General features: G+C 63.4%; 24 protein-coding genes. 3 read left to right on the top strand and 21 right to left on the bottom strand.

Annotated features, from left to right (window positions below):
* The first annotated feature begins 25 nt into the window (after positions 1-25).
* Complete coding sequence (gene fabI / locus OCA5_RS00175) at positions 26-847, top strand: enoyl-ACP reductase FabI (protein WP_012561675.1); 822 nt, start codon at positions 26-28, stop codon at positions 845-847.
* A gap of 110 nt (positions 848-957) precedes the next feature.
* Here the strand turns inward: fabI and OCA5_RS00170 are convergent, their stop codons facing one another.
* Entirely contained in the window at positions 958-2,451 is a 1,494-nt protein-coding gene (locus OCA5_RS00170; protein WP_012561676.1) for a catalase, read from the bottom strand.
* Positions 2,452-2,566: 115 nt separating this feature from the next.
* Here OCA5_RS00170 and OCA5_RS00165 point away from each other — a divergent pair, with 115 nt between their 5' ends.
* Positions 2,567-3,469 carry a hydrogen peroxide-inducible genes activator gene (locus OCA5_RS00165; RefSeq protein WP_041559543.1) on the top strand — a complete coding sequence of 301 codons (903 nt, stop codon included), beginning with the start codon at positions 2,567-2,569 and terminating at the stop codon, positions 3,467-3,469.
* A gap of 71 nt (positions 3,470-3,540) precedes the next feature.
* Here the strand turns inward: OCA5_RS00165 and OCA5_RS00160 are convergent, their stop codons facing one another.
* The 9 genes from OCA5_RS00160 to rimP all read right to left on the bottom strand — a co-directional run bounded on the left by OCA5_RS00160 (position 3,541) and on the right by rimP (position 14,531).
* A complete protein-coding gene (locus OCA5_RS00160; RefSeq protein ID WP_012561678.1) occupies positions 3,541-4,269 on the bottom strand; it encodes a superoxide dismutase in 729 nt (242 codons plus the stop codon).
* Positions 4,270-4,420: 151 nt separating this feature from the next.
* Entirely contained in the window at positions 4,421-6,565 is a 2,145-nt protein-coding gene (gene pnp / locus OCA5_RS00155) for a polyribonucleotide nucleotidyltransferase (RefSeq protein WP_012561679.1), read from the bottom strand.
* Between the two features lie 289 nt (positions 6,566-6,854).
* Positions 6,855-7,124: a 30S ribosomal protein S15 gene (gene rpsO / locus OCA5_RS00150; protein WP_012561680.1), complete on the bottom strand. Its 270-nt coding sequence runs from the start codon at positions 7,122-7,124 to the stop codon at positions 6,855-6,857.
* Between the two features lie 12 nt (positions 7,125-7,136).
* A complete protein-coding gene (gene truB / locus OCA5_RS00145; protein ID WP_012561681.1) occupies positions 7,137-8,216 on the bottom strand; it encodes a tRNA pseudouridine(55) synthase TruB in 1,080 nt (359 codons plus the stop codon).
* Positions 8,213-8,638: a 30S ribosome-binding factor RbfA gene (rbfA, locus tag OCA5_RS00140; protein WP_012561682.1), complete on the bottom strand. Its 426-nt coding sequence runs from the start codon at positions 8,636-8,638 to the stop codon at positions 8,213-8,215. Before rbfA ends, truB begins: the two co-directional genes overlap by 4 nt.
* 150 nt (positions 8,639-8,788) lie before the next feature.
* Positions 8,789-11,389: a translation initiation factor IF-2 gene (infB, locus tag OCA5_RS00135; protein WP_013912695.1), complete on the bottom strand. Its 2,601-nt coding sequence runs from the start codon at positions 11,387-11,389 to the stop codon at positions 8,789-8,791.
* A 41-nt stretch (positions 11,390-11,430) separates the two neighbouring features.
* Entirely contained in the window at positions 11,431-12,102 is a 672-nt protein-coding gene (locus OCA5_RS00130; RefSeq protein ID WP_012561686.1) for an RNA-binding protein, read from the bottom strand.
* A 17-nt stretch (positions 12,103-12,119) separates the two neighbouring features.
* Positions 12,120-13,745: a transcription termination factor NusA gene (gene nusA / locus OCA5_RS00125; RefSeq protein WP_012561687.1), complete on the bottom strand. Its 1,626-nt coding sequence runs from the start codon at positions 13,743-13,745 to the stop codon at positions 12,120-12,122.
* A gap of 3 nt (positions 13,746-13,748) precedes the next feature.
* Complete coding sequence (gene rimP, locus OCA5_RS00120) at positions 13,749-14,531, bottom strand: ribosome maturation factor RimP (protein ID WP_012561688.1); 783 nt, start codon at positions 14,529-14,531, stop codon at positions 13,749-13,751.
* 399 nt (positions 14,532-14,930) lie between these two features.
* Between rimP and OCA5_RS00115 the strand changes: the two genes are divergently transcribed.
* Positions 14,931-16,007: a DUF2336 domain-containing protein gene (locus OCA5_RS00115; protein ID WP_012561689.1), complete on the top strand. Its 1,077-nt coding sequence runs from the start codon at positions 14,931-14,933 to the stop codon at positions 16,005-16,007.
* A gap of 18 nt (positions 16,008-16,025) precedes the next feature.
* On the opposite strand, the gene trmB is transcribed toward OCA5_RS00115, so the two are convergent.
* From trmB to OCA5_RS00060, 11 genes are all read right to left on the bottom strand, one after another.
* The gene (trmB, locus tag OCA5_RS00110) at positions 16,026-16,748 is read right to left on the bottom strand and encodes a tRNA (guanosine(46)-N7)-methyltransferase TrmB (RefSeq protein ID WP_012561690.1); all 723 of its coding nucleotides are present in this window, start codon (positions 16,746-16,748) and stop codon (positions 16,026-16,028) included.
* 111 nt (positions 16,749-16,859) lie between these two features.
* The gene (locus OCA5_RS00105) at positions 16,860-17,270 is read right to left on the bottom strand and encodes a helix-turn-helix domain-containing protein (RefSeq protein WP_013912694.1); all 411 of its coding nucleotides are present in this window, start codon (positions 17,268-17,270) and stop codon (positions 16,860-16,862) included.
* Between the two features lie 258 nt (positions 17,271-17,528).
* A complete protein-coding gene (lnt, locus tag OCA5_RS00100; RefSeq protein WP_012561693.1) occupies positions 17,529-19,133 on the bottom strand; it encodes an apolipoprotein N-acyltransferase in 1,605 nt (534 codons plus the stop codon).
* Entirely contained in the window at positions 19,130-20,233 is a 1,104-nt protein-coding gene (locus OCA5_RS00095; RefSeq protein ID WP_012561694.1) for a hemolysin family protein, read from the bottom strand. The genes lnt and OCA5_RS00095 overlap by 4 nt, the downstream gene beginning before the upstream one ends.
* Complete coding sequence (gene ybeY / locus OCA5_RS00090) at positions 20,234-20,737, bottom strand: rRNA maturation RNase YbeY (RefSeq protein WP_012561695.1); 504 nt, start codon at positions 20,735-20,737, stop codon at positions 20,234-20,236.
* A gap of 27 nt (positions 20,738-20,764) precedes the next feature.
* On the bottom strand, positions 20,765-21,823 hold the full coding sequence (locus tag OCA5_RS00085) for a PhoH family protein (protein ID WP_013912693.1): 1,059 nt from the start codon (positions 21,821-21,823) through the stop codon (positions 20,765-20,767).
* The gene (miaB, locus tag OCA5_RS00080; protein WP_013912692.1) at positions 21,816-23,237 is read right to left on the bottom strand and encodes a tRNA (N6-isopentenyl adenosine(37)-C2)-methylthiotransferase MiaB; all 1,422 of its coding nucleotides are present in this window, start codon (positions 23,235-23,237) and stop codon (positions 21,816-21,818) included. The genes OCA5_RS00085 and miaB overlap by 8 nt, the downstream gene beginning before the upstream one ends.
* Positions 23,238-23,363: 126 nt before the next feature.
* Complete coding sequence (locus OCA5_RS00075) at positions 23,364-23,813, bottom strand: Fur family transcriptional regulator (RefSeq protein ID WP_041559544.1); 450 nt, start codon at positions 23,811-23,813, stop codon at positions 23,364-23,366.
* A 27-nt stretch (positions 23,814-23,840) separates the two neighbouring features.
* Positions 23,841-24,338 carry a ribosomal protein S18-alanine N-acetyltransferase gene (gene rimI, locus OCA5_RS00070; RefSeq protein ID WP_012561699.1) on the bottom strand — a complete coding sequence of 166 codons (498 nt, stop codon included), beginning with the start codon at positions 24,336-24,338 and terminating at the stop codon, positions 23,841-23,843.
* Positions 24,335-25,015 carry a tRNA (adenosine(37)-N6)-threonylcarbamoyltransferase complex dimerization subunit type 1 TsaB gene (gene tsaB, locus OCA5_RS00065; protein ID WP_012561700.1) on the bottom strand — a complete coding sequence of 227 codons (681 nt, stop codon included), beginning with the start codon at positions 25,013-25,015 and terminating at the stop codon, positions 24,335-24,337. The genes rimI and tsaB overlap by 4 nt, the downstream gene beginning before the upstream one ends.
* Positions 25,016-25,175: 160 nt before the next feature.
* Positions 25,176-25,739, bottom strand: coding sequence for a NifU family protein (locus tag OCA5_RS00060; protein ID WP_012561701.1), 564 nt, complete (start codon positions 25,737-25,739; stop codon positions 25,176-25,178).
* Between the last annotated feature and the right edge of the window lie 123 nt (positions 25,740-25,862).

The raw sequence follows: 25,862 nt of genomic DNA, 5'->3' as shown, positions 1-25,862 counted from the left end.
AGCGCCGGGGTGGGATAACTTCGAGATGCAATCACTGATGCAAGGCAAGCGCGGGCTCGTCATGGGCGTCGCCAACGATCACTCGATTGCCTGGGGCATCGCGAAGGCGCTCGCCGCGCATGGTGCTGAGCTCGCCTTCACCTATCAGGGCGAAGCACTCGGCAAGCGGGTGAAGCCGCTCGCCGAAACGCTTGGTGCGAAGCATGTCCTGCCCTGTGATGTCGAGGATATCGATAGCGTCGATGCAACATTCGCCGCGCTGAAGGATGCGTGGGGTAAGATGGATTTTCTTGTCCATGCCATCGGCTTCTCCGACAAGAACGAGTTGAAGGGTCGCTATGCCGACACCACGCGTGCGAATTTCTCGCGCACCATGGTGATTTCCTGTTTCTCCTTCACCGAGGTGACGAAGCGTGCCGCGGAGCTGATGCCGGATGGCGGCTCCGTCGTGACGCTCACTTTTGGCGGCTCTACCCGCGTGATGCCGAACTACAATGTGATGGGTGTTGCGAAGGCCGCGCTTGAGGCGTCGGTCCGCTATCTCGCCGCCGATTATGGCCGTGACGGCATTCGCGTGAACGCGATCTCGGCAGGCCCGGTGCGCACGCTTGCCGGTGCGGGCATCGGGGACTCGCGCGCGATGTTTGCTTTCCAGCAGAAGCATTCGCCGCTCGGCCGCGGCGTCACGCTCGACGAGCTTGGTGGCACCGCGCTGTATCTGTTGTCCGAGCTTTCCGGTGGCGTTACCGGTGAAACGCATTTTGTCGATGCGGGCTACAACATCATCTCGATGCCGCATCCCGATGCGCTGCGGGCCGATCCCGGCATTCCCGGCAACGGCCAGTAAGCTTTTCTCGGCCGGATCATTGTCGCTCAGCTACTTAAGTCTTCTGCAAAGAAAACCCCCGGCGAGCAGAACTCGCCGGGGGTTTGTTTGTCGGTGATCGCAACAGGCGCTTAGCGCTCGCCCATGCCTTCTGCCGGTTGCGGCGCTGCCTTCGCGTGCACCTTGTCCTCGATGCGCTTGCCGACCTTGGCGTCGATCTTCTTCCAATAGTCGAGCGCACGGGCGAGGACTTCGCCCTTGACGCCGCCGAGCAGGCTGCCGCTCACCTGATTGACGAGACGGTCGCGCTGGGCGTCGTCCATCACGTTGCGGACGAGCGCGCCCGGCTGGCTGAAGTCGTCGTCATCGGCATGCAGCGTGTAGGCCGCACGCACCATCTCGCCATCGGCCTCCCAGCCGTTGTCGACCGGACCGGTTTCGTCGGACCAGGCGCGGCCGCCGCTGTTCGGTGCATAGACCGGCTTGTTGCCGCTGTGCTCGAAGGCCATGTGGCCATCGAACATGAAGGTGTTCACCGGCACCTTCGGGCGGTTCACGGGCAACTGGTGGAAGTTCGCACCGATGCGGTTGCGCTGTGCGTCGTTGTAGGCGAAGGCGCGGCCGAGCAGCATCTTGTCGGGCGACAGGCCGATGCCAGGCACGGTGTTGCCGGGCGAGAACGCCGCCTGTTCGATCTGGGCGAAGAAGTTCTCCGGGTTACGGTTCAGCCGCATCGTGCCGACCTTCACCAGCGGATAATCCTCGTGCGACCAGATTTTGGTCAGATCGAACGGGTTGAAGCGATACGACTTCGCCTCGTCGTAAGGCATGATCTGTACCGACAGCGTCCAGCTCGGATGCTTGCCGGCGGCGATTGCCTCGAACAGGTCGCGGCGGTGGAAGTCCGCATCGCTGCCCGCCATCGCGGCGGCTTCTTCGTTGGTGAAGAACTTCATGCCCTGGTTGGTGTGGAAGTGATACTTCACCCAGAACTTCTCGCCGCCCTTGTTCACCCACATGTAGGTGTGCGAGCCGTAGCCGTTCATGTTGCGCCAGCTACGCGGCAGGCCGCGGTCGCCCATGACGTAGGTCACCTGGTGCGCGCTCTCGGGATTGAGAGTCCAGAAGTCCCACTGCATGTGGTTGTCGCGCAGACCGGAATCGGGAAGCCGCTTCTGGCTGCGGATGAAGTGCGGAAACTTCATCGGGTCGCGCAGGAAAAACACCGGCGTGTTGTTGCCGACGAGGTCGTAGTTGCCTTCGCTGGTATAGAACTTGAGCGAGAAGCCGCGCACGTCGCGCCATGTGTCGGGGCTGCCCATCTCGCCGGCGACGGTCGAGAAGCGCGCCAGCATCTCGGTGGCGGCACCCTTCTGGAACATCGCCGCCTTGGTGAAGGCCGAGACGTCCTCGGTGGTCTCGAACACGCCGAACGCGCCAGAACCCTTGGCGTGCGGCTGGCGCTCCGGCACCTTCTCGCGGTTGAAGTGCGCCATCTGCTCCAGGAAGTGGACGTCGTGCAGCAGGATCGGGCCGTTCGGGCCGATGCTGAGCGAGTTGCGGTCACTGACGGCGGGCGCGCCCGCGCCAGTGGTTGAAGGCGGATTGCTCGATTTCGGGGCCATAGGAGATCCTTTCATGGAAGAGCGCATATCGGATGTGCTGTTCTTATTATGGTCTCTACTTTTGATAAGGTCTAATCGTATTGATTAGCTGCGACGATAACTAGATCTTATGGGTATGATTACACTGAAGCAGTTGCGGTATCTTAGTGCCCTTGCGGAACACCGACACTTCGGCCGCGCAGCCGATTCGTGCGCGGTGACGCAGCCGGCGCTGTCGATGCAGATACGCGAGCTGGAGCGCGAACTCGGTGCCGATCTCGTGGAGCGGCGGCCGGGCGAGGCGGTGCTCACCGCGACCGGCCTCGAGGTTCTTTCACGCGCCGATCGCATTCTGATCGCGGTCAACGATCTCGTGGACGCTGCGCATCATCGCGGCCGTCCGCTGACCGGGTTCTTTCGCCTCGGCGTGATCCCGACGGTTGCACCCTATCTGCTGCCGCCTCTGCTGCCGGCGCTGCAGGCGCGCTATCCGGAATTGAAGCTCGAAATTCGCGAGACGCAGACCGACGTGCTGCTGCGTGAATTGCGCCGCGGGCAACTCGATGCCGTGCTGGTCGCGTTGCCGCTCGAAGGCCCTGATCTCGAAACCTCGACGCTTTTCAAGGACGATTTCTATTTCGCGATGCCGGCGGCCGACCCCTTGGCGCAGAACGCCGAGGTGAGCGTGGAAGATGTCACTCATCGCAAACTGATTCTGCTCGAAGAGGGCCATTGCCTGCGCGATCAGGCGTTGAGTTTCTGCGCGACGCCATCGGACCTTTCGGCAGGACTCGGTGCAACCTCGCTTGCAACCGTGATGCAGATGGTGGCGAGCGGCTACGGCGTTACGCTGGTGCCGGAAATTGCACTTTCGGTCGAAGCGCGGGACTCGCGTATTCGGGTGCGGCCATTCTGTGCGCCGACGCCCGCGCGAAGTCTTGGGCTGGTGTGGCGGCGGGTGTCGCCGCGGCGTGCCGATTTCGAGGCGCTGGCGGAGATCGTCAAAGAGACAGTGCAAGCATCCGGCAAGACGAAGTAACAGCCGCCCGTGCCAAATAGAAAAGGGCGGCTGTGTGCCGCCCTTTGCATTGCTCTTTGTGATGTGTCGTATCAGATCGTCAGCGTGCCAGCCTTGGCGGCGGCATAGCGCTCGCCGATCTTCTGCCAGTTCACCACGTTCCACCACGCCTTGAGATAGTCGGCGCGGCGGTTCTGGTAGTTCAGATAATAGGCGTGCTCCCACACGTCGTTGCCGAGCAGGACGCGCTTGCCATACATCAGCGGCGTATCCTGGTTGGGCAGCGCCTCGATGCTGAGCTTGCCTTCCTTGGTGACGGTGACGAACACCCAGCCGGAGCCGAACTGGCCGGCGCCTGCGGTGTTGAAGGCCGTCTTCATCTTGTCGAGATCGCCGAAGTCGCGATTGATCGCGGCAAGCACCTCGCCCTCCGGTGCGCCGCCGTTCGGGCCCATGATCTCCCAGAACATCGTGTGGTTGGCGTGGCCGCCGAGATTGTTGCGGACGCCGACACGGATGCTGTCGGGCAGGTTGACGAGGTTGGCAAGAATATTCTCGATCGGCGTCTGGCCGAGCTGCGATGCGGTCTTGGCGAAATTGTTCATGTTGGCGACGTAGGCGCCGTGATGCTTGTCATGGTGGATTTCCATGGTCTTCGCATCGATGTGCGGCTCGAGCACATTGGTCGCATAAGGTAACGGCGGCAGCTTGAAGGGGCCTTCGGGGGCGGCCGTCTGGGCAAGTGAAATGCGGGGCAATGCGCTGGCCGCGATAATGCCGGCAGCTCCGGTCAGCAGATGGCGGCGGGAAAGGCTGATCATACGAACGTCTCCCTGATTTATCGTGCGCGAGCATCGTCGCGCAATCCGCAAGGCTACGCCAGCGCTGCTGCAGGCGTTTGCTCTATCCCAACAAAAAAGAGGCGGCAAAATGCCGCCTCTTCCCAAACTTTTGATTGCCAGAGCGTTTGCCTTACTCGGCGGCAGGGGCGTTCTCGGCCTTCTGCTTGGCCTCTAGGTCCTCGCCGGTGGTCTGATCGACCGCCTTCATCGACAACCGCACCTTGCCGCGATCGTCGAGGCCGAGCAGCTTGACCTTGACCTTGTCGCCTTCCTTGACGACGTCGGAGGTCTTCTGCACGCGGCTCGCCGCAAGCTGGCTGATGTGAACAAGGCCGTCCTTCGGGCCGAAGAAGTTCACGAACGCGCCGAACTCCATCACCTTGACCACGGTGCCGTCGTAGATCTGGCCGACTTCCGGTTCCGAGGTGATCGACTTGATCCACTTGATCGCGGCGCGGATCGATTCACCGTTGGCGGAGGCAACCTTCACGGTGCCGTCGTCCTCGATGTTGATCTTGGCGCCGGTCTTCTCGACGATCTCGCGGATCACCTTGCCGCCGGTGCCGATCACGTCGCGGATCTTGTCGGTCGGGATCTGCAGCACCTCGATGCGCGGCGCATGCTCGCCGAGCTCCGCACGCGCGGCGGTGAGAGCCTTCGCCATCTCGCCGAGAATGTGCATGCGGCCGTCCTTGGCCTGCGTCAGCGCCACCTTCATGATCTCTTCGGTGATGCCGGCGATCTTGATGTCCATCTGCAGCGAGGTGACACCCTTCTCGGTGCCAGCCACCTTGAAGTCCATGTCGCCGAGATGATCCTCGTCGCCGAGAATGTCGGAGAGCACCGCAAAGCGGTCGCCCTCGAGGATCAGGCCCATCGCGATGCCCGCGGTCGGCCGCTTCAGCGGCACGCCGGCATCCATCAACGCGAGCGAGGAGCCGCACACGGTCGCCATCGACGAGGAGCCGTTCGACTCGGTGATCTCCGAGACGACGCGCAGCGTGTACGGAAACTCGTGATGCGCCGGCAGGACCGGATGGATTGCGCGCCAGGCGAGCTTGCCGTGGCCGATTTCGCGGCGGCCCGGCGAACCGATGCGGCCCGTCTCACCGACGGAGAAGGGCGGGAAGTTATAGTGCAGCAGGAACGTCTCTTTGTAGGTGCCTGCGAGCGAGTCGATGTACTGTTCATCCTCGCCGGTGCCGAGCGTGGTGACGACCAGCGCCTGGGTCTCGCCGCGGGTGAACAGCGCCGAGCCGTGGGCGCGCGGCAGCACGCCGACTTCCGCCACGATTGGGCGCACGGTCTTGAGGTCGCGGCCGTCGATGCGGCGGCCGGTATCGAGGATGTTCCAGCGAACGATCTTGGCTTCGAGGTCCTTGAACACGTCGAGGACGCGGAGCTTCTCGTAGCGCGGCTCGATGCCTTCGGGGAAGAAGTGCTCGAGCACCTTGTCCTTCGCGGCGCCGACAGCGGCGTAGCGATCCTGCTTCACCGGAATGCTGTAGGCCTTGCGCAGGTCCTGCTCGACGATGCCGAGGATTTCCTTCTCGAGATCGGCGTTGACGGTGGCGACGACGTCGCGCGGCTCCTTGGCGGCCTGCTCGGCCAGTTCGATGATCGCCTTGAGCACCGGCTGGAAGTGCTTGTGGCCGAACATCACGGCGCCGAGCATGATTTCTTCCGGCAATTCCTTGGCTTCCGATTCCACCATCAGAACTGCGGTCGCGGTGCCGGCAACGACGAGGTCGAGCTGGGTGTCGACCATCTCATCGAGCGTCGGATTGAGGATGAACTCGTTGTTGACGAAGGCGACGCGAGCGGCGCCGACCGGGCCCATGAACGGCACGCCGGAGAGCGTCAGCGCAGCCGAGGCGGCAACCATCGCCACGATATCGGGATCATTCTCCATATCGTGCGACAGCGTGGTGACGATCACCTGGGTGTCGCAGCGATAACCGTCAGCAAACAGCGGACGGATCGGACGGTCGATCAGGCGGGAGACCAGCGTTTCCTTCTCAGAGGGACGGCCTTCGCGCTTGAAGTAACCGCCGGGGATGCGGCCCGCGGCGTAGGTCTTTTCCTGGTAGTTGACGGTAAGCGGCAGGAAGTCGATGCCTTCCTTCGGGGTCTTGGCGGAGACGACAGTCGCCATCACCACGGTCTCGCCGTAGGTCGCGATCACGGCGCCGTCGGCCTGACGCGCGACTTTGCCGGTTTCGAGCTTGAGCGGGCGTCCGCCCCAGTCGAGTTCGACGGAATGGGTGTTGAACATTCGGTTTTCTTTCATCGGTGTTCGAAAATCAGGCGAGCCGGAAAGACAAAAGCCATGCGCAAGATTGCGAGACGTTGAGCGCGGGTGCGTCAGCGTCCGGCGATCCTGCCATGGCTTCTGAATTTCGTGATGGCTGCCATCCTTCCGATGGTACGGGCCTTATGCCCATGCCCAGCCGCCGGATTGCTGCTGGGTTGCACGCAGGCTTGCCAAGCGTTGCGTGTTCGTACGGTCCCGGCCGCCGGCTGCGAAACTGTGTTTGCAGGGAAGGCGGCCGGAAAGCGCAGCCTTAGCGGCGGATGTTGTGCTTCTCAAGCAGCGCCCGGTAGCGCGCCTCGTCCTTCTTCTTGACGTAGTCGAGAAGCGAACGGCGCGTGGAGACGAGCTTCAGGAGGCCACGGCGGGAATGGTTGTCCTTGCTGTGGGTCTTGAAGTGCTCGGTGAGGTTGGCGATGCGCTCGGAGAGGATCGCAACCTGGACTTCCGGCGAACCTGTGTCGCCGGCCTTCTTGGCATTGGTCTTGATGACTTCCGCTTTACGTTCTGCGGTAATCGACATCGTCATGATCCCTTAATTGCGGTCCGGACTCGCAACGAGCCCGGTGAGGTTGAACACGCGCTTGGGGATGAGTTCGCCATTGCCAAGCTCGGCGAGGGCCAGAAGCCGTCCTCCGACAGTGACATAGACTGTGCCGTTGAGAATTGGCGCATCCCGTCCGCGCAACAAAACCGCTTGGCCTCTTGCAAGCCTTGCGGCATCCGCCCGTGTGACGGCCAGTGCCGGGATGTCGTCCAGCGCGGTCTCAACGGGCAATAGCGCGTCGGCGAGGCTGCCCTCGCCAGACGCGGCTCTATCGCACAAAGCCTCCAATTCCGCCAGCGGAATCATGTCAGCCTCGTCGAACGGGCCGCACTGGGTCCGCCGCAGAGCCACGATGTGGCCGTAGCAGCCGAGGAGGCGGCCCATGTCGCGGGCGAGCGCCCGGACATAGGTTCCCTTGCCGCATTCGGCCTCGAACACGGAGTGGCCGCTATCCGGCTGATCGACAAGGATTAATTCGTGAATTTCGACCTCACGGGGCTGCAAGGCAACGGTTTCGCCGTCGCGGGCGAGGTCATAGGCGCGCTCGCCCTGGATCTTGATCGCCGAGAACTGCGGCGGGGTCTGCAGGATGGTCCCGCTGAACTGCGGCAGCACGGCCTGGATCGCCTCGGGGGTCGGGCGGGCGTCGCTGGTCTGGGTCGGGCGGCCTTCGCTGTCGTCGGTGTCGCGCTCCTCGCCCCACTGCACTGTGAAGCGGTAGCGCTTGCGGCCATCCATCACGAAGGGGACGGTCTTGGTCGCTTCCCCAAGAGCAATCGGCAGACCGCCGGAGGCGAGCGGATCGAGCGTGCCGGCATGGCCGACACGCTTGGCGTTGAACAGACGCTTCAGCACCGCCACCGCCTGGGTCGAGGTCATTCCAACCGGCTTGTCGAGCACGACCCAGCCATGGACGTCGCGGCGTTCGCGCTTCTGCTGGCGCTGGCCGCGTTGTCCCTTGCCGTGCGGATGTCCGCCGTTGGGAGGCGTGGAAAAATTATTTTGATCGGCGGCGATGGACTCGCCGGTTTGCGGCGCGTTTGCGGGATTCTGGCCTGTCGGGCTCATGCATTGTCGTCCGAATCGGAGTTGAGGTCGCGTTGAACCGCAGGTGTTCGCAATAATTTCTCGATCCGTTCTGCTTCGTCGAATCGCTCGTCGACGCGGAAGCGCAATTCAGGTGCGAATTTCAGGTTAACGCGGTGGGCGACTTCGCCCCGCAGAAACTTCTTGTTGTGTGCAAGCGCAGCCAATACCGCCTCGGTGTCGTGTCCGCCGAGCGGCATCACATAAACGGTCGCAAGCTTGAGGTCGGGCGACATTCGTACTTCCGGCACGGTGATGATGTGGCCGGCGAGGGTGTCGTCATGCACGCCGCCCTGGGCGAGGATATCGGCCATCGCATGGCGGATCAGTTCGCCAACGCGCAGTTGCCGTTGCGAAGCGCCGGATGCGGATGATGAGGATTTGCCGCGTGAATGACGGGGCATATTTCGAATCCTGAAAGTTTGTTGGCGTCATGGCCGGACCTGTTCCGGCCATCCACGTCTTGTGTATTGAGTTTCAAGACGTGGATGCCCGCGACAAGCGCGGGCATGACGACGTCCTGTGTTGCTTCAGCGCGCCCGTAAGACTTGGACTTACAGGGAGCGCTGAATGGTCTCCACGCGATAGCATTCGATGACGTCGCCGACGCGCATGTCCTGATAGCTCTCGAACGACATGCCGCATTCCTGACCGGCGGTGACTTCCTTGGCGTCATCCTTGAAGCGCTTGAGCTGCGAGAGCTTGCCTTCGTGAATAACGACGTCGTCGCGGATCAGACGGACATTGGCGCCACGCTCGACCGTGCCGTCGGTGACGCGGCAACCGGCGATCTTGCCGACCTTCGAGATGTGGAAGACTTCGAGCACCTGCGCGTTGCCGAGCATGGTCTCGCGCAGCGTCGGCGCGAGCAGACCGGACATCGCCTTCTTCACGTCATCCACGAGGTCGTAGATGATGTTGTAATAGCGGATCTCGATGCCGTCGCGCTTGGCGAGCGCCGCCGCCTCCTTGTTGGCGCGGACGGAGAAACCGATGATCGCCGCGCCGAAGCCTTCGGCAAGCGTCACGTCGGATTCGGAGATGCCGCCGACACCGGCATGCAGGATGCGGGCGGCGACTTCCTCGGTGCCGAGCTTGTCCAGCGAACCGATGATCGCTTCAAGCGAGCCCTGCACGTCGGCCTTCACCACCAACGGGAATTCCTTGCGGCCCGCGGTCTTGAGCTGGCTCATCATCTGTTCCAGCGAGCCGCGCATGCCGGCCGACAGCGCCGCCGACTTCTCGCGCTTCTTGTGGGCGCGATATTCGGTGACCTGACGGGCACGCGCTTCGTTCTCGACAACCGCGAGGCGGTCGCCGGCTTCCGGCGGGCCGTTGAAGCCCAGCACCTCGACCGGCATCGAGGGCCCGGCTTCGGTGATGGTCTGGCCTTGATCGTTGATGAGCGCGCGTACGCGGCCCATTTCCGCGCCTGCAACGATGATGTCGCCGACACGCAGCGTGCCGCGCTGAATGAGCACGCTCGCGACCGGGCCGCGGCCGCGGTCGAGCTTCGCTTCGATCACGGTGCCCTCGGCCGGGCGATCCGGGTTGGTCTTGAGTTCGAGAAGCTCGGCCTGCAGCGCGATCATTTCGAGCAGCCGGTCGAGATTGACGTTGTTCTTCGCAGAAACCTCGACATCGACCACGTCGCCGCCGAAGGATTCGACCTGAACCTCGTGCTGCAGCAGTTCGGTGCGCACGCGCTCGGGCTTGGCTTCCGGCTTGTCGATCTTGTTGATCGCAACGATCATCGGCACCTTCGCCGCCTTGGCGTGGTTGATGGCCTCGATCGTCTGCGGCATCACGCCGTCGTCGGCGGCGACGACCAGCACGACAATGTCGGTGACCTTGGCGCCGCGGGCGCGCATCGCGGTGAACGCGGCGTGGCCGGGCGTGTCGATGAAGGTGATTTTCTTGCCGCTCTCGGGCGAAGTAACCTGATAGGCGCCGATGTGCTGGGTAATGCCGCCGGCTTCGCCGCTCACCACATTGGCGTGGCGCAGCGCGTCGAGCAGCGACGTCTTGCCGTGGTCGACGTGGCCCATCACGGTGACGACCGGTGCACGTGGCGTGGTGTCGGAGGCGCGATCCTCGGCAACGTCGAACAGGCCTTCCTCAACGTCAGACGCGGCGACGCGCTTGACGGTGTGGCCCATTTCCTCGGCGATGAGCTGCGCGGTGTCGGCGTCGATCGTATCGGTGATCTTGACGAGCTGGCCCTGCTTCATCAGCAGCTTGACGAGATCGACCGAGCGCTCCGCCATGCGGTTTGCGAGTTCCTGAATGGTGATCGCCTCAGGAATCGTGACCTCGCGGGAGATCTTCTCCTTCGGCTCGTTCGACTGGTGGCCGCGGGCCAGACGCTGGGTACGGCGGCGGAAGGAGGCGATCGAGCGCTCGCGCACATCGTCGGCGTTGAGGGCGGTTGCAATCGTGAGACGGCCGCGCTGCTTGGCAGGGCCGGGTTTTTGCGTCGTCTTGGGGGGCGTGACGGCACGGATGGCGCCGCCGGGGCCGCGGCGCACGCGCGGCGCTTCATCCTCATCGGCTTCGGTTGCCGCCGTTGCGGGGCGCGGAGAGGCCGGAGTCCGGGTGGCTGGAGTCGCCGCCGCGGGGGCCTTGGCTTTCGCTTCGGTCTCGCCAAAACGTTTCTTGGCTTCGCGCTCGGCTTTCGCCTTGGCTTCGGCCTCGGTAACGCGGCGCTCTTCTTCCGCCTTGCGGCGGGCTTCAGCGGCCTCGCGCTCCTGTTGTTCCTTGAATTCCTTCGAGTTGCGGCGTGCGGCCTCGGCTTCGGCGGCGCGGCGCTCTTCTTCTTCGCGCAGGCGCGCATCGGCGAGCGCATGAGCGCGCGCGCTCTGCTCGTCTTCGGTCAGCGTTCGCAGCACCATGCCGGAGGGGCGAGCCGGTGCCTTTGGCGCAGGTGCGCGCGGCGCGGCAGTCGGTGCTGCTGCGGGCTTGGCCGGTTCGGCTGCAGGTGCCGGCGCGGTGTCGGTTGCGAGGCGACGCTTCGTCTTCTTCTCGACCACCACCGATTTGCTGCGGCCGTGGCTGAAGCTCTGGCGCACGACGCCGGTCTCCGTGCGCGGTTTCAGCGACAGAGTTTTCGAACCGACGCTCAGCGGCTTGTCGCCAGGATTTTTCGTATCAGCCATTCAACAGTCCAATCTCGTTCGGTGCGCCGTGACGCGGCCGGTTAGTTGCGTTCCGCTGTGTTGCCCATCTCGCCGTTGCGGAAGCGGTCGAGGGTTTTGCAGCGGGACAGCACGGTTCTCGTCGCAGGCCCTGAAAGCAGGGCTGCATGTACCACATTTGACCGCCCAAGGGCCAAATCCAATTCATCGGCGCTGAAGGCCTGAATCCTTGGTGAATTCTCCATTTCGGGCCGATTTGCCGCCGCGGCGGTCCATTTGGCCTCGAGCTTGCGGATTCCGTCGGGGGCGCCGTCGCGGGCATGGATCAGGGCCATCGCCTCGCCGGCGGCAATTGCAGCCTCGACCTTGGTGAAACCGCAGACCACCGCGCCGGCCTTGCCGGCGATCGCGAGCGCATCGAGCGCGCTTTGTAACAGAAGGGCCTCGGTTTGTACGGCAAGGTCGGGCGGTAGCGTCACCGCCCGCTTGAAGGCCTTGGCAAATATGCCGCGTTTGACCGCATCAGCGACAGTCGCTTTCGACAATGAGACCCAGAGACCGCGGCCGGGCAGCTTGCGCCGCACGTCGGGCGTGACCTCGCCCGAGGGCGAGAGCACGAAGCGGATCAGCTCATCGATGCCCTTTACCTGCCGCGAGACGGCGCACATCCGCGTCGTCCCAGGCTTTGCCCGGGGACCGCGGTCGAGGTCCGTCGTCTCGAGGGTGGCAAGCATCGATGGGCATCTCCTTATCAGGCCGGATGGGCTTCGGAAGCGGCGTCGTCGCCGTCCGCAGCTTCTTCGTCGTCCGACGGCTTGGCGAGGTCGGCCTCGGTGATCCAGCCAGCCGCAAGGCGCGCCTGCATGATCAAGGCTTCCGCCTCGTCGCGCGAGGTTTCGCTCGCATCGAGGAAGCCGTCATGCTTGACGGTCTCGCCATCCTTGCGCTCGGTCCAGCCGACGAGATCGTCGGTGGCGCAGCCGGCGAGATCCTCAACCGTCTTGACGTCGTTTTCGCCGAGTTTCACCAGAATCTTGCCGGTGATGCCCGGAACGTCCTTCATGGCGTCCTCGACGCCGAGTTCCTTGCGCTTCGCCTCGAGCTCGGCTTCGAGATGCTCGAGATATTCGCGGGCGCGGCTCTGCAATTCGTTCGCGGTTTCCTCGTCGAAACCCTCAATGCCGGCGAGCTCGCGCACGTCGACCAGAACGAGTTCCTCAACGGAGGAAAAGCCTTCCGAAGCCAGCAACTGGCCGACGACTTCGTCGACGTTGAGCGCTTCCATGAAGACACGCGTGGAATTCTCGAAATCTGCCTGACGGCGTTCCGATTCTTCCTGCTCGGTCAGGATGTCGATGTCCCAGCCCGTGAGCTGCGAGGCAAGCCGCACGTTCTGACCGCGGCGGCCGATCGCAAGAGACAATTGGGTATCGGGCACAACAACTTCAATGCGCTCGCGGTCTTCGTCGATGACGACCTTGGCGACTTCCGCCGGCGCCAGCGCGTTGACGACGAAGGTCGCGATGTCGGGCGACCACGGAATGATGTCGATCTTCTCGCCCTGCAGTTCGTTCACCACGGCCTGCACGCGCGAGCCGCGCATACCGACGCAGGCGCCGACCGGATCGACCGAGGAATCGCGCGAGATCACGCCGATCTTGGCGCGCGAGCCGGGATCGCGGGCAACAGCCTTGATCTCGACGATGCCGTCATAGATTTCCGGCACTTCCTGCGCGAACAGTTTCGCCATGAACTGCGGGTGGGTACGCGACAGAAAGATCTGCGGTCCGCGGGTTTCCCGGCGTACATCGAAGATGTAGGCGCGGATGCGGTCGCCGTTGCGCAGCGCCTCGCGCGGCAGCATTTCGTCGCGACGCACGATGGCTTCACCACGTCCGAGATCGACGATGACGCTGCCGTATTCGACGCGCTTGACGATGCCGTTGACGATCTCGCCGATGCGATCCTTGAATTCCTGATACTGCCGGTCGCGCTCGGCCTCGCGCACCTTCTGCACGATCACCTGCTTTGCCGACTGTGCGGCGATGCGGCCGTATTCCAGGGGCGGCAGCGTGTCGGCGATGGTGTCGCCGATCTGCGCGGTCGGGTTGGCGCGCTTGGCGTCTTCGAGCGAAATCTGGTTTGCGGGATTCTCGACAGTCTCGACCACCAGCATGTGCCGCGACAGGCGAAGCTCGCCCTTCTTGGAATCGATCTCCGCGTGAACGTCGGTTTCCGAGCCGTAACGGGCCCGCGCTGCTTTCGCGATAGCGTCTTCCATCGCGGCGATCACGATCGAACGATCGATCGATTTTTCGCGCGCGACGGCGTCGGCGATTTGCAGCAGTTCGAGCTTGTTGGCGCTGACAGCGGCCATGGCTTACTCTCCTTGGTGGGGATCGGATGTGGTCTGCCGTCGCTTGGCGTCGGCGGCAAGCCTGTGGGCTTTGGTGTTCTTCGGCAGCGGTTTCTTTGCCGTTTTTTCCTTGCGGGGGCCTGCCTTGTCGCGCATTTCGCGCGCCTTTTTGGCATGCGGCGGCGGAGGCGGCAGCACGCCTGCATTCTCGAGTTGCTCGCGTTCGGCATCGCGGCCGCGGCGCATCGATTCCGCGATCAACTGATCGGTGAGGACAAGGTGGGCGCTGGCGATATCCGCGAGCGGCAACCGCGCGTCGGCGGGCTGCGCACCTTCGTGGCTCTTGGCGTCGTCGCGGGTGATACGGACGAGATTGTCCTCGATCCCCTGCAGCGTGCCGCGAAAGCGCTTGCGGCCCTCATGCGGCGCTGCCATTTCGATCTTCACGAGATGGCCGGTGTAGCGTTCGAAATCGGATTGACGCACCAGCGGGCGGTCGATGCCGGGCGAGGAAATCTCGAGCCGGTAGGCGCGCTGGATCGGGTCGGCGACGTCCATCACCGGTGAGAGCGCCTTGGAGACGGCCTCGCAGTCGTCGATCAGCATGGTGCCGTCCGGCCGTTCGGCCATGATCTGCACCGTACAGCCGGCCTCGCCGGAAATTTTGATCCGCACCAGCCGGTAGCCGAGCCCTTCGAGCACCGGTTCAGCGATCGCCGCCACCCGCGCCGCGACACCCGGTTCGACGACCAGGCGGGGCTCGGCCGTGGAAGTGGCCGTTTCGGGAAAAAATGCGGGTTCGGTCATGTCGATGTCGGCGGTTCCGTCGGTTTATGCGCTAGAAATGTGCGTGGCGCTGCCGGGGCAGAGCCGGATTTGGTCCAGCAGGAGAGCCCGAATCCGGGGCTCTTCGGCGATTTCAGGGGCTTTTCGAGGACCTTAAGTGCTGGCCTCGCCCTCTCCTGATCTCGTGCGGCCGCGTTTGGTAACAAAAAAGAGCGGGTCCGGACGGGCCCACTCTCCTACGCGATCGTATGAGATGATGTGGCGGGAATATAGCCCGCTTCCGGCAGCCCGGCAAGGGCTAGGGAGGGCTTCCGGATCCGTTAACGGAAATTGAACGGGCGGCTAAACCGTTCATTCATCAGCATTCCCTTAAAATCAGGGCAGGCGTTCGACCGGCGCGGACTGATTGCGAACTGATTCATGGCGGCAATCCCCTTGATTCCTGGACTCGACGAGATCGTGAAGCACGGCTCCGCGAAGAAGCGCGCGGCGACGATCACGAAGCTGTCCGAGCTTTTCGTGCAGGGTGCCCCGATTTTCGGGCCGCAGCACGTCGAATTGTTCGACGGCATTCTAATCGGCCTCGTGCCGTCGGCCGAACTCTCCGCCCGCGCGGGCGTGGCCGCACGCTTTGCGAGCCTGTCGAATGCGCCGCCCAGCGTCGTCGATTATCTCGCCCGCGAAGACGAAATTCAGGTCGCGGGACCCATCCTCAGCCGTTCGCCGCTCGTGACCGAAACTGCGCTGATCGAAATCGCGCGTGCCAAGGGGCAGGCGCATCTCGCCGCCATCTCTGAGCGTGACACGATTGCTGCGCCGGTGACGGATGTGATCCTGCGCCGCGCCGACCGCGAGGTGGTGCGAGTGCTCGCCAAAAATTCCGGCGCGAATTTCTCGCAGGCGGGCTATTCGGGATTGATCAATCGCGCTGCCGAGGACGGCGTGCTCGCGCTCTCGCTCGGCCAGCGCGAGGACATCTCGCCCGAGGGTCTGAAGGAATTGCTATCGCGGTCGGTCGATGTCGTGCGCCGCCGGATGTTCGAGACGGCAAAGCCGAAGCAGCGGATCGCGATCAACCAGGCGATGCTTGAGATTTCGTCGGCGCCACGCGCGCGCCTCGTGAAACGCGACTTCGCACCGGCGCAGCGGTTCATCCTCGCACTGCATCGCTCCGGCGGGCTGAACGAGGCGGCGCTGCTCAATTTCGCCAAGGAACACAAATACGAGGAAGCGGTCGCTGCGGTGTCGGCGATGTCCGGTGTGCCGATCCTGACCGTCGATCAATTGATCCTCGGCGATCGTTACGATCCGATATTGTTGATCGCGCGTGGCATCGGCCTCGAATGGGCGACGGCGCGTGCATTGATCGTGCTGCGGCTCGGCCCGGGCAAGATGCCCTCACCGCCGGATATCGAAGAGGCGCGGCTCAACTACGAGCGGTTGTCGAGTTCGACCGCACAGCGCGTGCTGGTGTTTTGGCGCGCGCGTGGCAAATAGCGCCACACAACGAGACAATCAGATCCGTTGAAAGCGTAAGTAAGAGGCCTTGCGCCCCTCGCGCGTCGCCTTCGCGCCGTAGCGCGTCATGGTGTAGCCGGACCATGGTTTGCGCCAGTCGTCCGCACGCTCGGCGAGCCAGATGAAATCAGCCGCGTGCTGCATGTGCCACAGCGTCCACGCCGTATAGTCGTCGATATCGCAGACGAAGCGAAACTCGCCGTGCGGCACGAGTGCGCGCGCCATTGCGGCTATGGTCGCATCCTGCACGAAGCGGCGCTTCCAGTGCCGCCGCTTCGGCCATGGGTCGGGATGAATGAGGTCGATCCGTGCAAGCGAGCGCGGTGGCATCCAGGCAAGAAGCTCGGCGGCATCGCCCGCGAACAGCCGGATGTTGATGAGGCCGCGTGCCTCGATCTGCGCGAGGATTTTTGCCATGCCGTTGACGTAAGGCTCGCAGCCGATGAAGCCGGTGTCCGGAAATGCTTCCGCTTCGGCGAGAAGATGTTCACCGCCGCCAAAGCCGATTTCCAGGCGGACAGTGCGCGTGCCTGCGGGAAACAGTGCGGTCAGATTTTCCGGTGGAGGCGATGTAATGTCGAGCGCAAGGCGCGGCAGCAGCTCCTCGATCAGTTCCGCATGGTGCGGGCGCAGCTTGTGCCCCTTGCGGCGGCCGAAAAACGCGCCGGCGGGTCGCGCCGCTGCGTCGTCGGAAGGGAACATGTGGCGATTGTCCGGCATAAGAGTTCACGTCTCGCAAACAGTGCGGCGCGAGATGACCCCGCGCCGACGCTCCCGCAATAACGGGCTCTTTGCGAAAAAGGAAATCGAAAATGCGGAGGCGCCCTGCGATCAGGACGGGTTCTGCGTGTTCGCAATCTGCTCGACGAGGTCGACAATACTGCGACGAAGCTTTGCGTCGGTGATCCGCGTGAAAGCACGCGTCAACGCAAGGCCTTCCGAGGTTGCAAGGAAGTCAGAAACGTAAGCCGGCGAGGGCGCCTCGCCGAGCCCGTCGAGTATGACGTTGCTGCTCGGGCCGCCCTCGAACAGGAATGACACCGGCACCTGCAGGATATCGGCGATCTGATGCAGACGGCTCGCACCGATGCGATTGGTGCCTTTCTCGTATTTCTGAATTTGCTGGAAGGTGAGGCCGAGCGCGTCGCCAAGCTTCTCCTGGCTCAGTCCGAGCATGATGCGGCGCATCCGCACGCGGCTGCCGACATACTTGTCGACCGGGTTTGGCGTTTTTGCCGACATCACCGAGCACCCCCAAGAGTCCGCCGATAAGTTCAATCTGTTGAACAGATCGTGTGTTGTTCAGGATACGATCTACTTCGAGTAAGATACTTTTCGGGCCGCCGTCAAATTTCCACTCTGATCCATTTGGTCGCAACATGTACACAAGACAAGGACCGGATGGGTTCGAGCATCGATAATATCGGCTGATTTCCATGGTCGAGGCCGATCTGGTATGGCCTCATCCGATAGTTTTCTCCAAATTGACCAGATAGACAACTAGCTGCGTTGTCGTCGGACGAATACGACGAGCGCTGCGATCACGATCATGATGGCGAGTGGCGCATGTTGCCAGCGCGAAAAGATCGTGGGCGGTAGCGCAGTTGGCAATGCGGAATCGAGCACGGCTTCCTGCCCGAGTGCGAGATGGCCGACATCGCGCCCGAGCGGATCGATCACCGCGGAAATTCCGGTATTGGCGTTGCGCACGATCGGCAGGCCTTCCTCGATCGCACGCAGACGCGCCTGCTGAAGATGCTGATAGGGGCCGGTGCTGATGCCGAACCAGCCGTCATTGGTGAGATTGACGATCCAGCCGGGTCGCGCGCCGTCGGGTACGATCTGTCCCGAAAAGGCAACCTCGTAGCAGATCAGCGGCAGCATCGGCGGTGCGCCGGGAATCGTCATCAGCGATCGGCGTGAGCCTGCGATGAAGCCGCCTTGCATCTTGGTGAGTTGCTGGAAGCCGAGCTTCTCGAGCATCGTCTGGAACGGCAGGTATTCACCGAACGGCACGAGATGCAGCTTGTCGTAGACGGAAAGAATATCGCCGTCATGGTTGATGGCGTAGATCGAATTATAGGCGCGCGTCGGCCGCACCGCAGGCGAGAGATTCGGCGCGCGCACCGCGCCTGCGAGGAGCGTGGTGTGCGAAGGTAGGAATTCCGCGATCTTCACAAGCTCGGCCGGCTCGCGGGTGAGAAAGAATGGAAACGCCGATTCTGGCCAGATCAGAATTGTGGCGTCGCGTACGCCGCTCGTCTGCGGGCCGGTGGCGCGGTCCGATAGTGTGAGGTATTTGGCAACGACCGCGTCTTTCGCGGCATAGTTGAATTTCATGTCCTGCTGCAGGTTCGGCTGCATCAGGCGCAGTTTCACGCCATCGACGAACTCTGTTGGATTGCGGTCGAGCCGCAGCGCGCCGTAGGCCGCGTTTGCCGCAAGAAGCGCGAGCGAGAGAGCGAGCGGCAGCCATGGCCGCTGCGTGCGGTTACGATCATCGATCAGGATCGCGGGGCTTGCGAAGACCGCAATCGTGGCGAACGTCATGCCCCAGATGCCGATGACGGAGGCGATCTGCGCCATCGCGAGCGGTTCGGCGAGCGCATAGCCGAACAGATTCCAAGGAAAGCCGGACAGGATGTGTCCGCGCAGCCATTCGCTCGCGGTCAGCGCAAGCGCAAGTGCGAGTACTCGCGACCAGTCCGTAGTCCAGATCAAGCGTGCAAGCGCGCAGCCGAACGCTATGAACAAGGCAAGCAGTGCCGGAAGTCCGATCACCGCAAGCGGCATGAGCGGCGCGAATGTCTCGGGGTCGACGAGAAAGGCGTTGCCGATCCAGTAAAGTCCGGCGACGAAATAGCCGAAGCCGAACCACCAGCCGGCGATCGCGGCAGTAATGATACCGCGGCGGCCATGGCCGGCGCCATCGATCAGCCACACCAGCACCGAGAAGGTGAGAAACAGCACCGGCCAAGCGTTGAACGGCGCCATTGCGAGGGCGGAGAGTGCGCCCGCGCCGCAGGCAATGGCCGCGCGGCGCCAGCCCCAGCTCAGGATGGTGGTGCGCGCGGTCGAGTGCAGGGCGTCGGCAGCCACGCTCATGGGGAGCCCGTGTCTTCGCCGGTGGATGGTGCCGGTTTGCTGGAGGAGTCGGAAGCATCACGCCGTCGCGCGTCGCGCGGCTGGCGCGGGCTCGCCTCATCCTTGCGAATGGCGATGCGCACGCGCTTGATCCTGCGCGGATCAGCGTCGAGCACCTCGACCTCGAAATTGCCGGGGCCGGGAATGATCTCGCCGCGGACCGGAAAGCGACCAATCTGGTTCACGAGATAGCCGCCGAGGGTGTCGACCTCCTCGCCAGCCTCGCCGGTGTTGAACGCGTCGCCGACGGCGGCCTTGACGTCGTCAAGGCTGGCGCGGCCATCGGCGATAAAGGAGCCGTCCGGCTGGCGCACCACGGAGGGTGCCTCGTCGCTGTCGTGCTCGTCGTCGATCTCGCCCACGATCTGTTCGACGATGTCCTCGATCGAGACGAGGCCATCGGTGCCGCCATATTCGTCGACCACCAGCGCGAGATGAATGCGCGTCGCCTGCATCTGCGCCAGCAGATCGATCGCCGGCATTGATGGCGGCACGTAGAGCAGCTCGCGCATGATCAGCGTCTCGGAGAGCGGGATCGCGAGATTGACGGATTTGAGATCGAGACCTGCGGGAAACGGCTTCTTGCGCTTGGCGTTGACCTCGGGATCGACCTTGGCCTTCGAGGCGATGAAGGCGACGAGGTCGCGGATATGGACGATGCCCTCGGGTTCGTCGAGCGTGTCGTTGTAAACGACAAGCCGCGAATGGCCCGCGCTCTCGAACAGCGAGGTAAGCTCGCCGAGCGAAATATCGCGCCGTACGGCAACGATGTCTGCGCGCGGCACCATGACGTCGACAATGCGGCGGTCATGCAGCGCGAGAATATTGCGCAGCATGGTGCGCTCGGCCGCGGTGAAGCTCGTCTCGTCGGGCGCGCTGGCGTCGAGCACAACCTGAATGTCGGCGCGCGCGGAGCCTGCCTTCCAGCCGAACAGCGAACGGATCGCGCGCAGCAGCCATGAGTCGGCCGTCGGGCGCAGCACTTCCCCATGCTGGACCGGCACCGGCAGCGTGGTGTTCGAGGAAGGCGTTGCAGCCGGAGGCTCTTGGTCCGTCGTCACTTACGTCACCTGATCGTTGGCGAGATAGGGGTCGGCAATGCCGAGCTTCGCCAGAATGCGCCGCTCGAGCTCTTCCATCACCTCGGCCTCACTATCTTCAATATGGTCGTAGCCGAGGAGGTGGAGAAAGCCGTGAACGGCAAGATGGCTGAGATGGTGCGGAAAAGGTTTTGCGTCAGTCTCGGCCTCGCGGCGCGTTGTCTCATAGGCGATCGCGATATCGCCGAGCATCAAGGGCACGCCGTCCTGAGTCGTATTGCCGGGCAACGGCGCGGCAGGGAACGATAGCACATTGGTCGGTTTATCCTGGCCGCGCCATTCGCGATTGAGATCACGTATGCTCGCGTCGTCGGTCAGCATCACCGCAAGTTCGGTCGCCTCGGCTGGCAGTGTGACGAAGGTCGCCGCGGTCGCGATGGCGTTCTGCACGATGGATTCGGCCTCAGCCTCGGCCTTCCAGCAATCGGCCGCGATCAGAACATCGGCGGTAGGAGGAAGCGGCATGGCGTCAGACTGTCATCTTCGTAAATGTCACGGCTTGGCCTGCGACGTACTGCGCGGCGCACCGCCTTCATAGGCCGCGACGATGCGCGCGACGAGCTCATGGCGGATCACGTCTTCAGCGGCGAACGTGACCTGCGCGATGCCTTCCACACCGGCCAGTAGGCGCGAGGCTTCCGCAAGGCCGGACTGCTGGCCGTTCGGCAGGTCGACCTGGCTCGGATCGCCGGTGATAATCATGCGGCTGTTTTCGCCAAGGCGCGTCAGGAACATCTTCATCTGCATCGAGGTGGTGTTCTGCGCCTCATCGAGAATGATCGCGGCGTTGGTCAGCGTGCGCCCGCGCATGAAGGCGAGCGGCGCAATCTCGATCTCGCCGCTCTGCAGCGCGCGCTCGACGATGCGCGCATCCATCAGATCGTAGAGCGCATCATAGATCGGCCGCAGATAAGGATCGACCTTCTCACGCATGTCGCCTGGCAGGAAACCAAGTCGCTCGCCTGCTTCCACTGCGGGACGTGAGAGAATTATGCGATCGACTTCCTTGCGCTCGAACAACTGACATGCCCGCGCAACCGCAAGCCAGGTCTTGCCGGTGCCGGCGGGGCCGATGCCGAACACGAGTTCATTGCGCTTGAGCGCGCGGATGTAGGCATCCTGTGCAGCAGTGCGGGCGCGCACCGGTCGCTTGCGCAAATTAAGCTCCTCGAACGCCGTCTTGCCGACGCGCGGATCGAAATCGAACAGCGAGCCCTGCGCGAGAATGGCGCGGATAGCGCCCTCGACATCGCCCTGGCTGACGTCGGTGGAGGTGAGCGCCTGTTTGTAGAGCGCCTCAAGCACGCGCCGCGCGGCATCGCAGCCGTCGCGCGAGCCTGCGATGGTGACGTGGTTGCCGCGCGAATCTGCGACCACGCCGAGGCGGCGTTCGATCAGCGCGAGATGCTGGCCATAAGGCCCGACCAGCGCGGAGGCGGCGCGATTGTCGTCGAAGGCGACGACGATCTGTGTTTCCGGAGGTTGTGGAAGGTCGCGATCGGGTTTGCGGCCGGGAGCGAGTGAGGGTGAATCCGCTGCGCTTTTAGGCAAAGGTTTCAGACTCCCGTTGCGTGGATCGGAGAGAGGCAACCGCAGTTTCCTCAGAGGCAAGCCGGCCCTTGAGACTGTAACGCTCGAGGCTGTCGATCGTGACCGGCAAAACTTTGCCGATGATGTCAGGAGAGGCCATGACATGTGCCGGCTGCAGATAAGCGGTGCGCCCGACGATCTGGCCGGGTTCGCGCGCGGCTCGCTCGAACAGCACCTCGACGGTGCGGCCGATCGCGGCCCTGTTGAAGCTTGCCTGCTGGGCGTCGATCAAGGCCTGGAGCTGAGCCAGGCGTTCGTCCATCACCGCTGCTGGAACCGCCAAAGCCGTGTCCGTCTCCTGCATGTCGGCCGCCGGTGTACCCGGACGGGGCGAATACTTGAACGAATAGGCGCCAGCGTAGCCGATTTGCGTGACAAGTGCGAGGGTGTCGGCAAAGTCCTGCTCGCTTTCGCCGGGAAAACCCACGATGAAATCCGACGAGAACGCGATCTCCGGGCGCACTTTACGGAACCGCTCGATGGTGCGGATGTAATCGGCCGCAGTGTGCTTGCGGTTCATCGCCGCGAGAATCCGGTCCGAGCCGGACTGCACCGGCAGATGTACGAACGGCATCACCGCGGGGATGTCGCGATGGGCCTCGATCAGGCTGTCGTCGACGTCGCGCGGGTGGCTTGTCGAATAACGCAGCCGCGCGATGCCGGGAAGCATCGCAAGACGATGCAACAGGCGGCCGAGCGAAGAGGTGCGGCCGTTCTCATCGTCGCCATGGTAGGCATTGACGTTCTGGCCGATCAGCGTGAGTTCGCGCACGCCGTTCTCGGCAAGCCGCTTCGCATCGGCCACGATGTCGGCAACCGGTCGCGAGACTTCCATGCCGCGGGTGTAGGGTACGACGCAGAAGGTGCAGAATTTGTCGCAACCTTCCTGCACGGTGACAAAGGCCGAGACACCGCGAGCGCGGATCGCTGCAGGTTTCGGCGCAGGCAACGCGGAAAACTTATCCTCGATCGGGAATTCGGTTTCGATGGCGGGCGCGCCGTCGCGAGCTTTCGCCAGAAGCTTCGGCAGATTGTGATAGCTCTGCGGGCCAACCACGACATCGACGGTCGAGGCGCGGCGGGTGATTTCCGCGCCTTCGGCCTGCGCCACGCATCCGGCGACCGCAATTTTCATCTCGCGCCCGGTGCGCGCTGCCTCTTCCTTAATCACGCGCAGGCGGCCGAGCTCGGAAAACACCTTCTCCGATGCCTTCTCGCGGATGTGGCAGGTGTTGAGAATGACGAGATCCGCCTCAGCGGGATCGGCCGTCTCGACGAATCCCTCAGGCGCCAGCGTGTCCACCATGCGTTGCGCATCGTAGACGTTCATCTGGCAGCCGTAGGACTTGATGTGCAGCTTGCGCGGCGGCGTCATGATCACCGGTTCGAGTTTTCAGCGGGCAAAAGGCAGCGCCTTTCGCGCGCAGGCCTCAAATATAGCGGATCAAGGCTCGAATCCAGCTATGGCCGAGGTCAAAATCCGCCGGAAAGCTCGGAAATGTCAGGTTTTATCGTCGTCGAGCGGGACGCAGTACAGTTCCAGCCGGTGATCCACCAGTCGATAGCCGAGGCTTCGGGCGATCTCGGTCTGCAATTTCTCGATCTGTTCGGAGGTGAATTCGATCACCTTGCCGTCGCGCAGGTTGATGAGGTGATCGTGATGATTGTCGGGCACCTGCTCGTAACGCGCGCGACCCTCGCGGAAGTCGTGGCGTTCGATGATGCCCGCATCCTCGAACAGCTTGACGGTGCGGTACACCGTCGAAATCGAAATCTTGTCGTCGAGCGCGGCGCAACGGCGATAGAGCTCTTCCACGTCCGGATGGTCGGTGGAATCGGCAAGCACGCGGGCGATGACGCGTCGCTGCTCGGTCATGCGCATGCCGGTGGCAGCGCAGCGCGCTTCAATATCCGTCGAAGAGGACACGGGGGAAGGTTTCACGACTACCATGGGTGCTATTTTGCCATTCTGGAGCGGTCACGACAAGTCGCGGCGCATCACAATGGCATTGAGCTGAACGCCGCTGTCATCCTTGTAATAGCGCTCGCGCCGGCCGACGATTTGGAAACCTGCTCGTGCGTAGAGCGCGCGCGCAGGTGCGTTGTTTTCCTCAACTTCGAGAAAAACCGTACGGATGCCGAGGCCTGCGAGATAGCCAAGATGTGTGTGGAGAAGGCCGCGCGACAGACCGCGGCCGCGTTGATCTGGCGCAATCGCAACCGACAGAATCTCGGCTTCATCGGCCGCCATGCGCGAAAGGATGAAACCGACGACCGTGCGCCCCTGGCGCAGGCGGTGTGCGAGCACGCTGCGGTCGGCAAGCAATTGCTCGAACTCGCCGCTATCCCAGCCGCGATGAAAAGATGCCTTGTGCAGCCGCGCGAAGGCCGGTGCGTCACGTAAATTCGCTGGTTCGGTCGCCGCATCGCCGCGTGACGAAAACAGCGAGCGGAATTTTGCGACGAGGCCGGTCATTGGCGTTGCGCCAGCTCGGCCTTGGTCTTGGCGTCGGGCGCGCGCAGATAATAGGGCCGGGGCGGGGCTTCCGCAGGGTCGGCGTTGGCGCCGAGCCACGCCACCCATGCGATGTCGGGTGCCGCTTGCTGATGCACGGCGGCCGGCGGCTCGAATTGCTCCGGCCATCGCTCCGCGAGCAGGGATGCAGCATTGCCCACGATGTGCGGCGGGCCAAATCGTGCAGCGCGAACGGCGTCCGCAACCGGCATGATGGCGGGTTTGATGAGAGTTTCGCCCTCCGCCGAAAACGCCTGCGCGTAGACGTGATCATGGCGGGCATCGATGGCGGCGAGCACCGGGCTTTCGTGTTGGGAGTCGATCACGGGTGCTGCGAAGGCAGCGAGTGTGGTGACGCCGACGACGGGACGTCCCGCCGCGAGGCCAAGCCCGCGCGCGGCCGAAATGCCGACCCGCAGACCGGTGAAGCTGCCGGGGCCGACGGTTGCCGCGATGCGGTCGAGCGCGGCGTAACCGATGCCGGCCTTCTTCATCACCTCGGCGATCAGCGGCATCAGCGCTTCGGCATGGCCGCGCTTCATCAGCAGACTCTCGCGGGCGAGAAACTCCTGCGTCTCGGTGTCGAGCACCGCAGCGGCACAGGCTTCCAGCGCGGTGTCGATGGTGAGAACGAGCATGATCGGAGATCGACCGAAAGTTCTGATGAAGCGGCGGGCCGGACAACCTTGGCAAAAAGCCCTGACGACGCCCTGGCGAGGCCGCAAGCATTCAGAAAAATAGATGGCCGGGTCAAGCCCGGCCATCCTGAAATCTCTATATTCTGCCTCAGGCGAAAGGCTACATCGGCCGCACTTCGACGACGTCCGGCACGAAATGCTTGAGCAGGTTCTGAATGCCGTGCTTCAGCGTGGCGGTCGAGGACGGGCAGCCCGAGCACGAGCCCTTCATGTCGAGGAAGACGATGCCGTCCTTGAAGCCGCGGAAGGTGATGTCGCCGCCGTCGCTGGCAACCGCCGGGCGGACGCGGGTCTCGATGATGTCCTTGATGATGGTCACCGTCTCGGCGTCAGCCTCGTTGAAGAATTCTTCGGCGTGAGGACCGGCGTCCGGCTTCGCACCGTCCGCGAGAATCGGCGCACCGGACATGTAGTGTTCCATGATGGTGCCGAGGATCGCGGGCTTGAGGTGCTGCCAGTCGCCCTCGCCCTTGGTGACGGTGATGAAATCGGAGCTGTAGAACACGCCGGTGACGCCGGGAATGTCGAACAACTTGGCGGCAAGTGGCGAGCGCGCGGTGCTGTCGCGGTCCGTGAACTCCATCGTGCCGCTCTCGATCACGAGGCGGCCGGGCAGGAACTTCAGGGTGGCAGGATTGGGGGTGGCTTCCGTCTGAATGAACATGGGTGTCTCCAACGCATCGCCGGTTCAAGGCCGGCGCGATCGGTTGCGATATCTTCTCCTAACAGATGGCGCCGGAGAAATCACGGTCAAGGTCGGGTTGCGATAGGCGACCCCGAAATAAGG

It is taken from the genome of Afipia carboxidovorans OM5 (assembly GCF_000218565.1).
GTDB lineage: Bacteria > Pseudomonadota > Alphaproteobacteria > Rhizobiales > Xanthobacteraceae > Afipia > Afipia carboxidovorans.
This window is presented reverse-complemented; position numbering and strand designations above follow the sequence as displayed.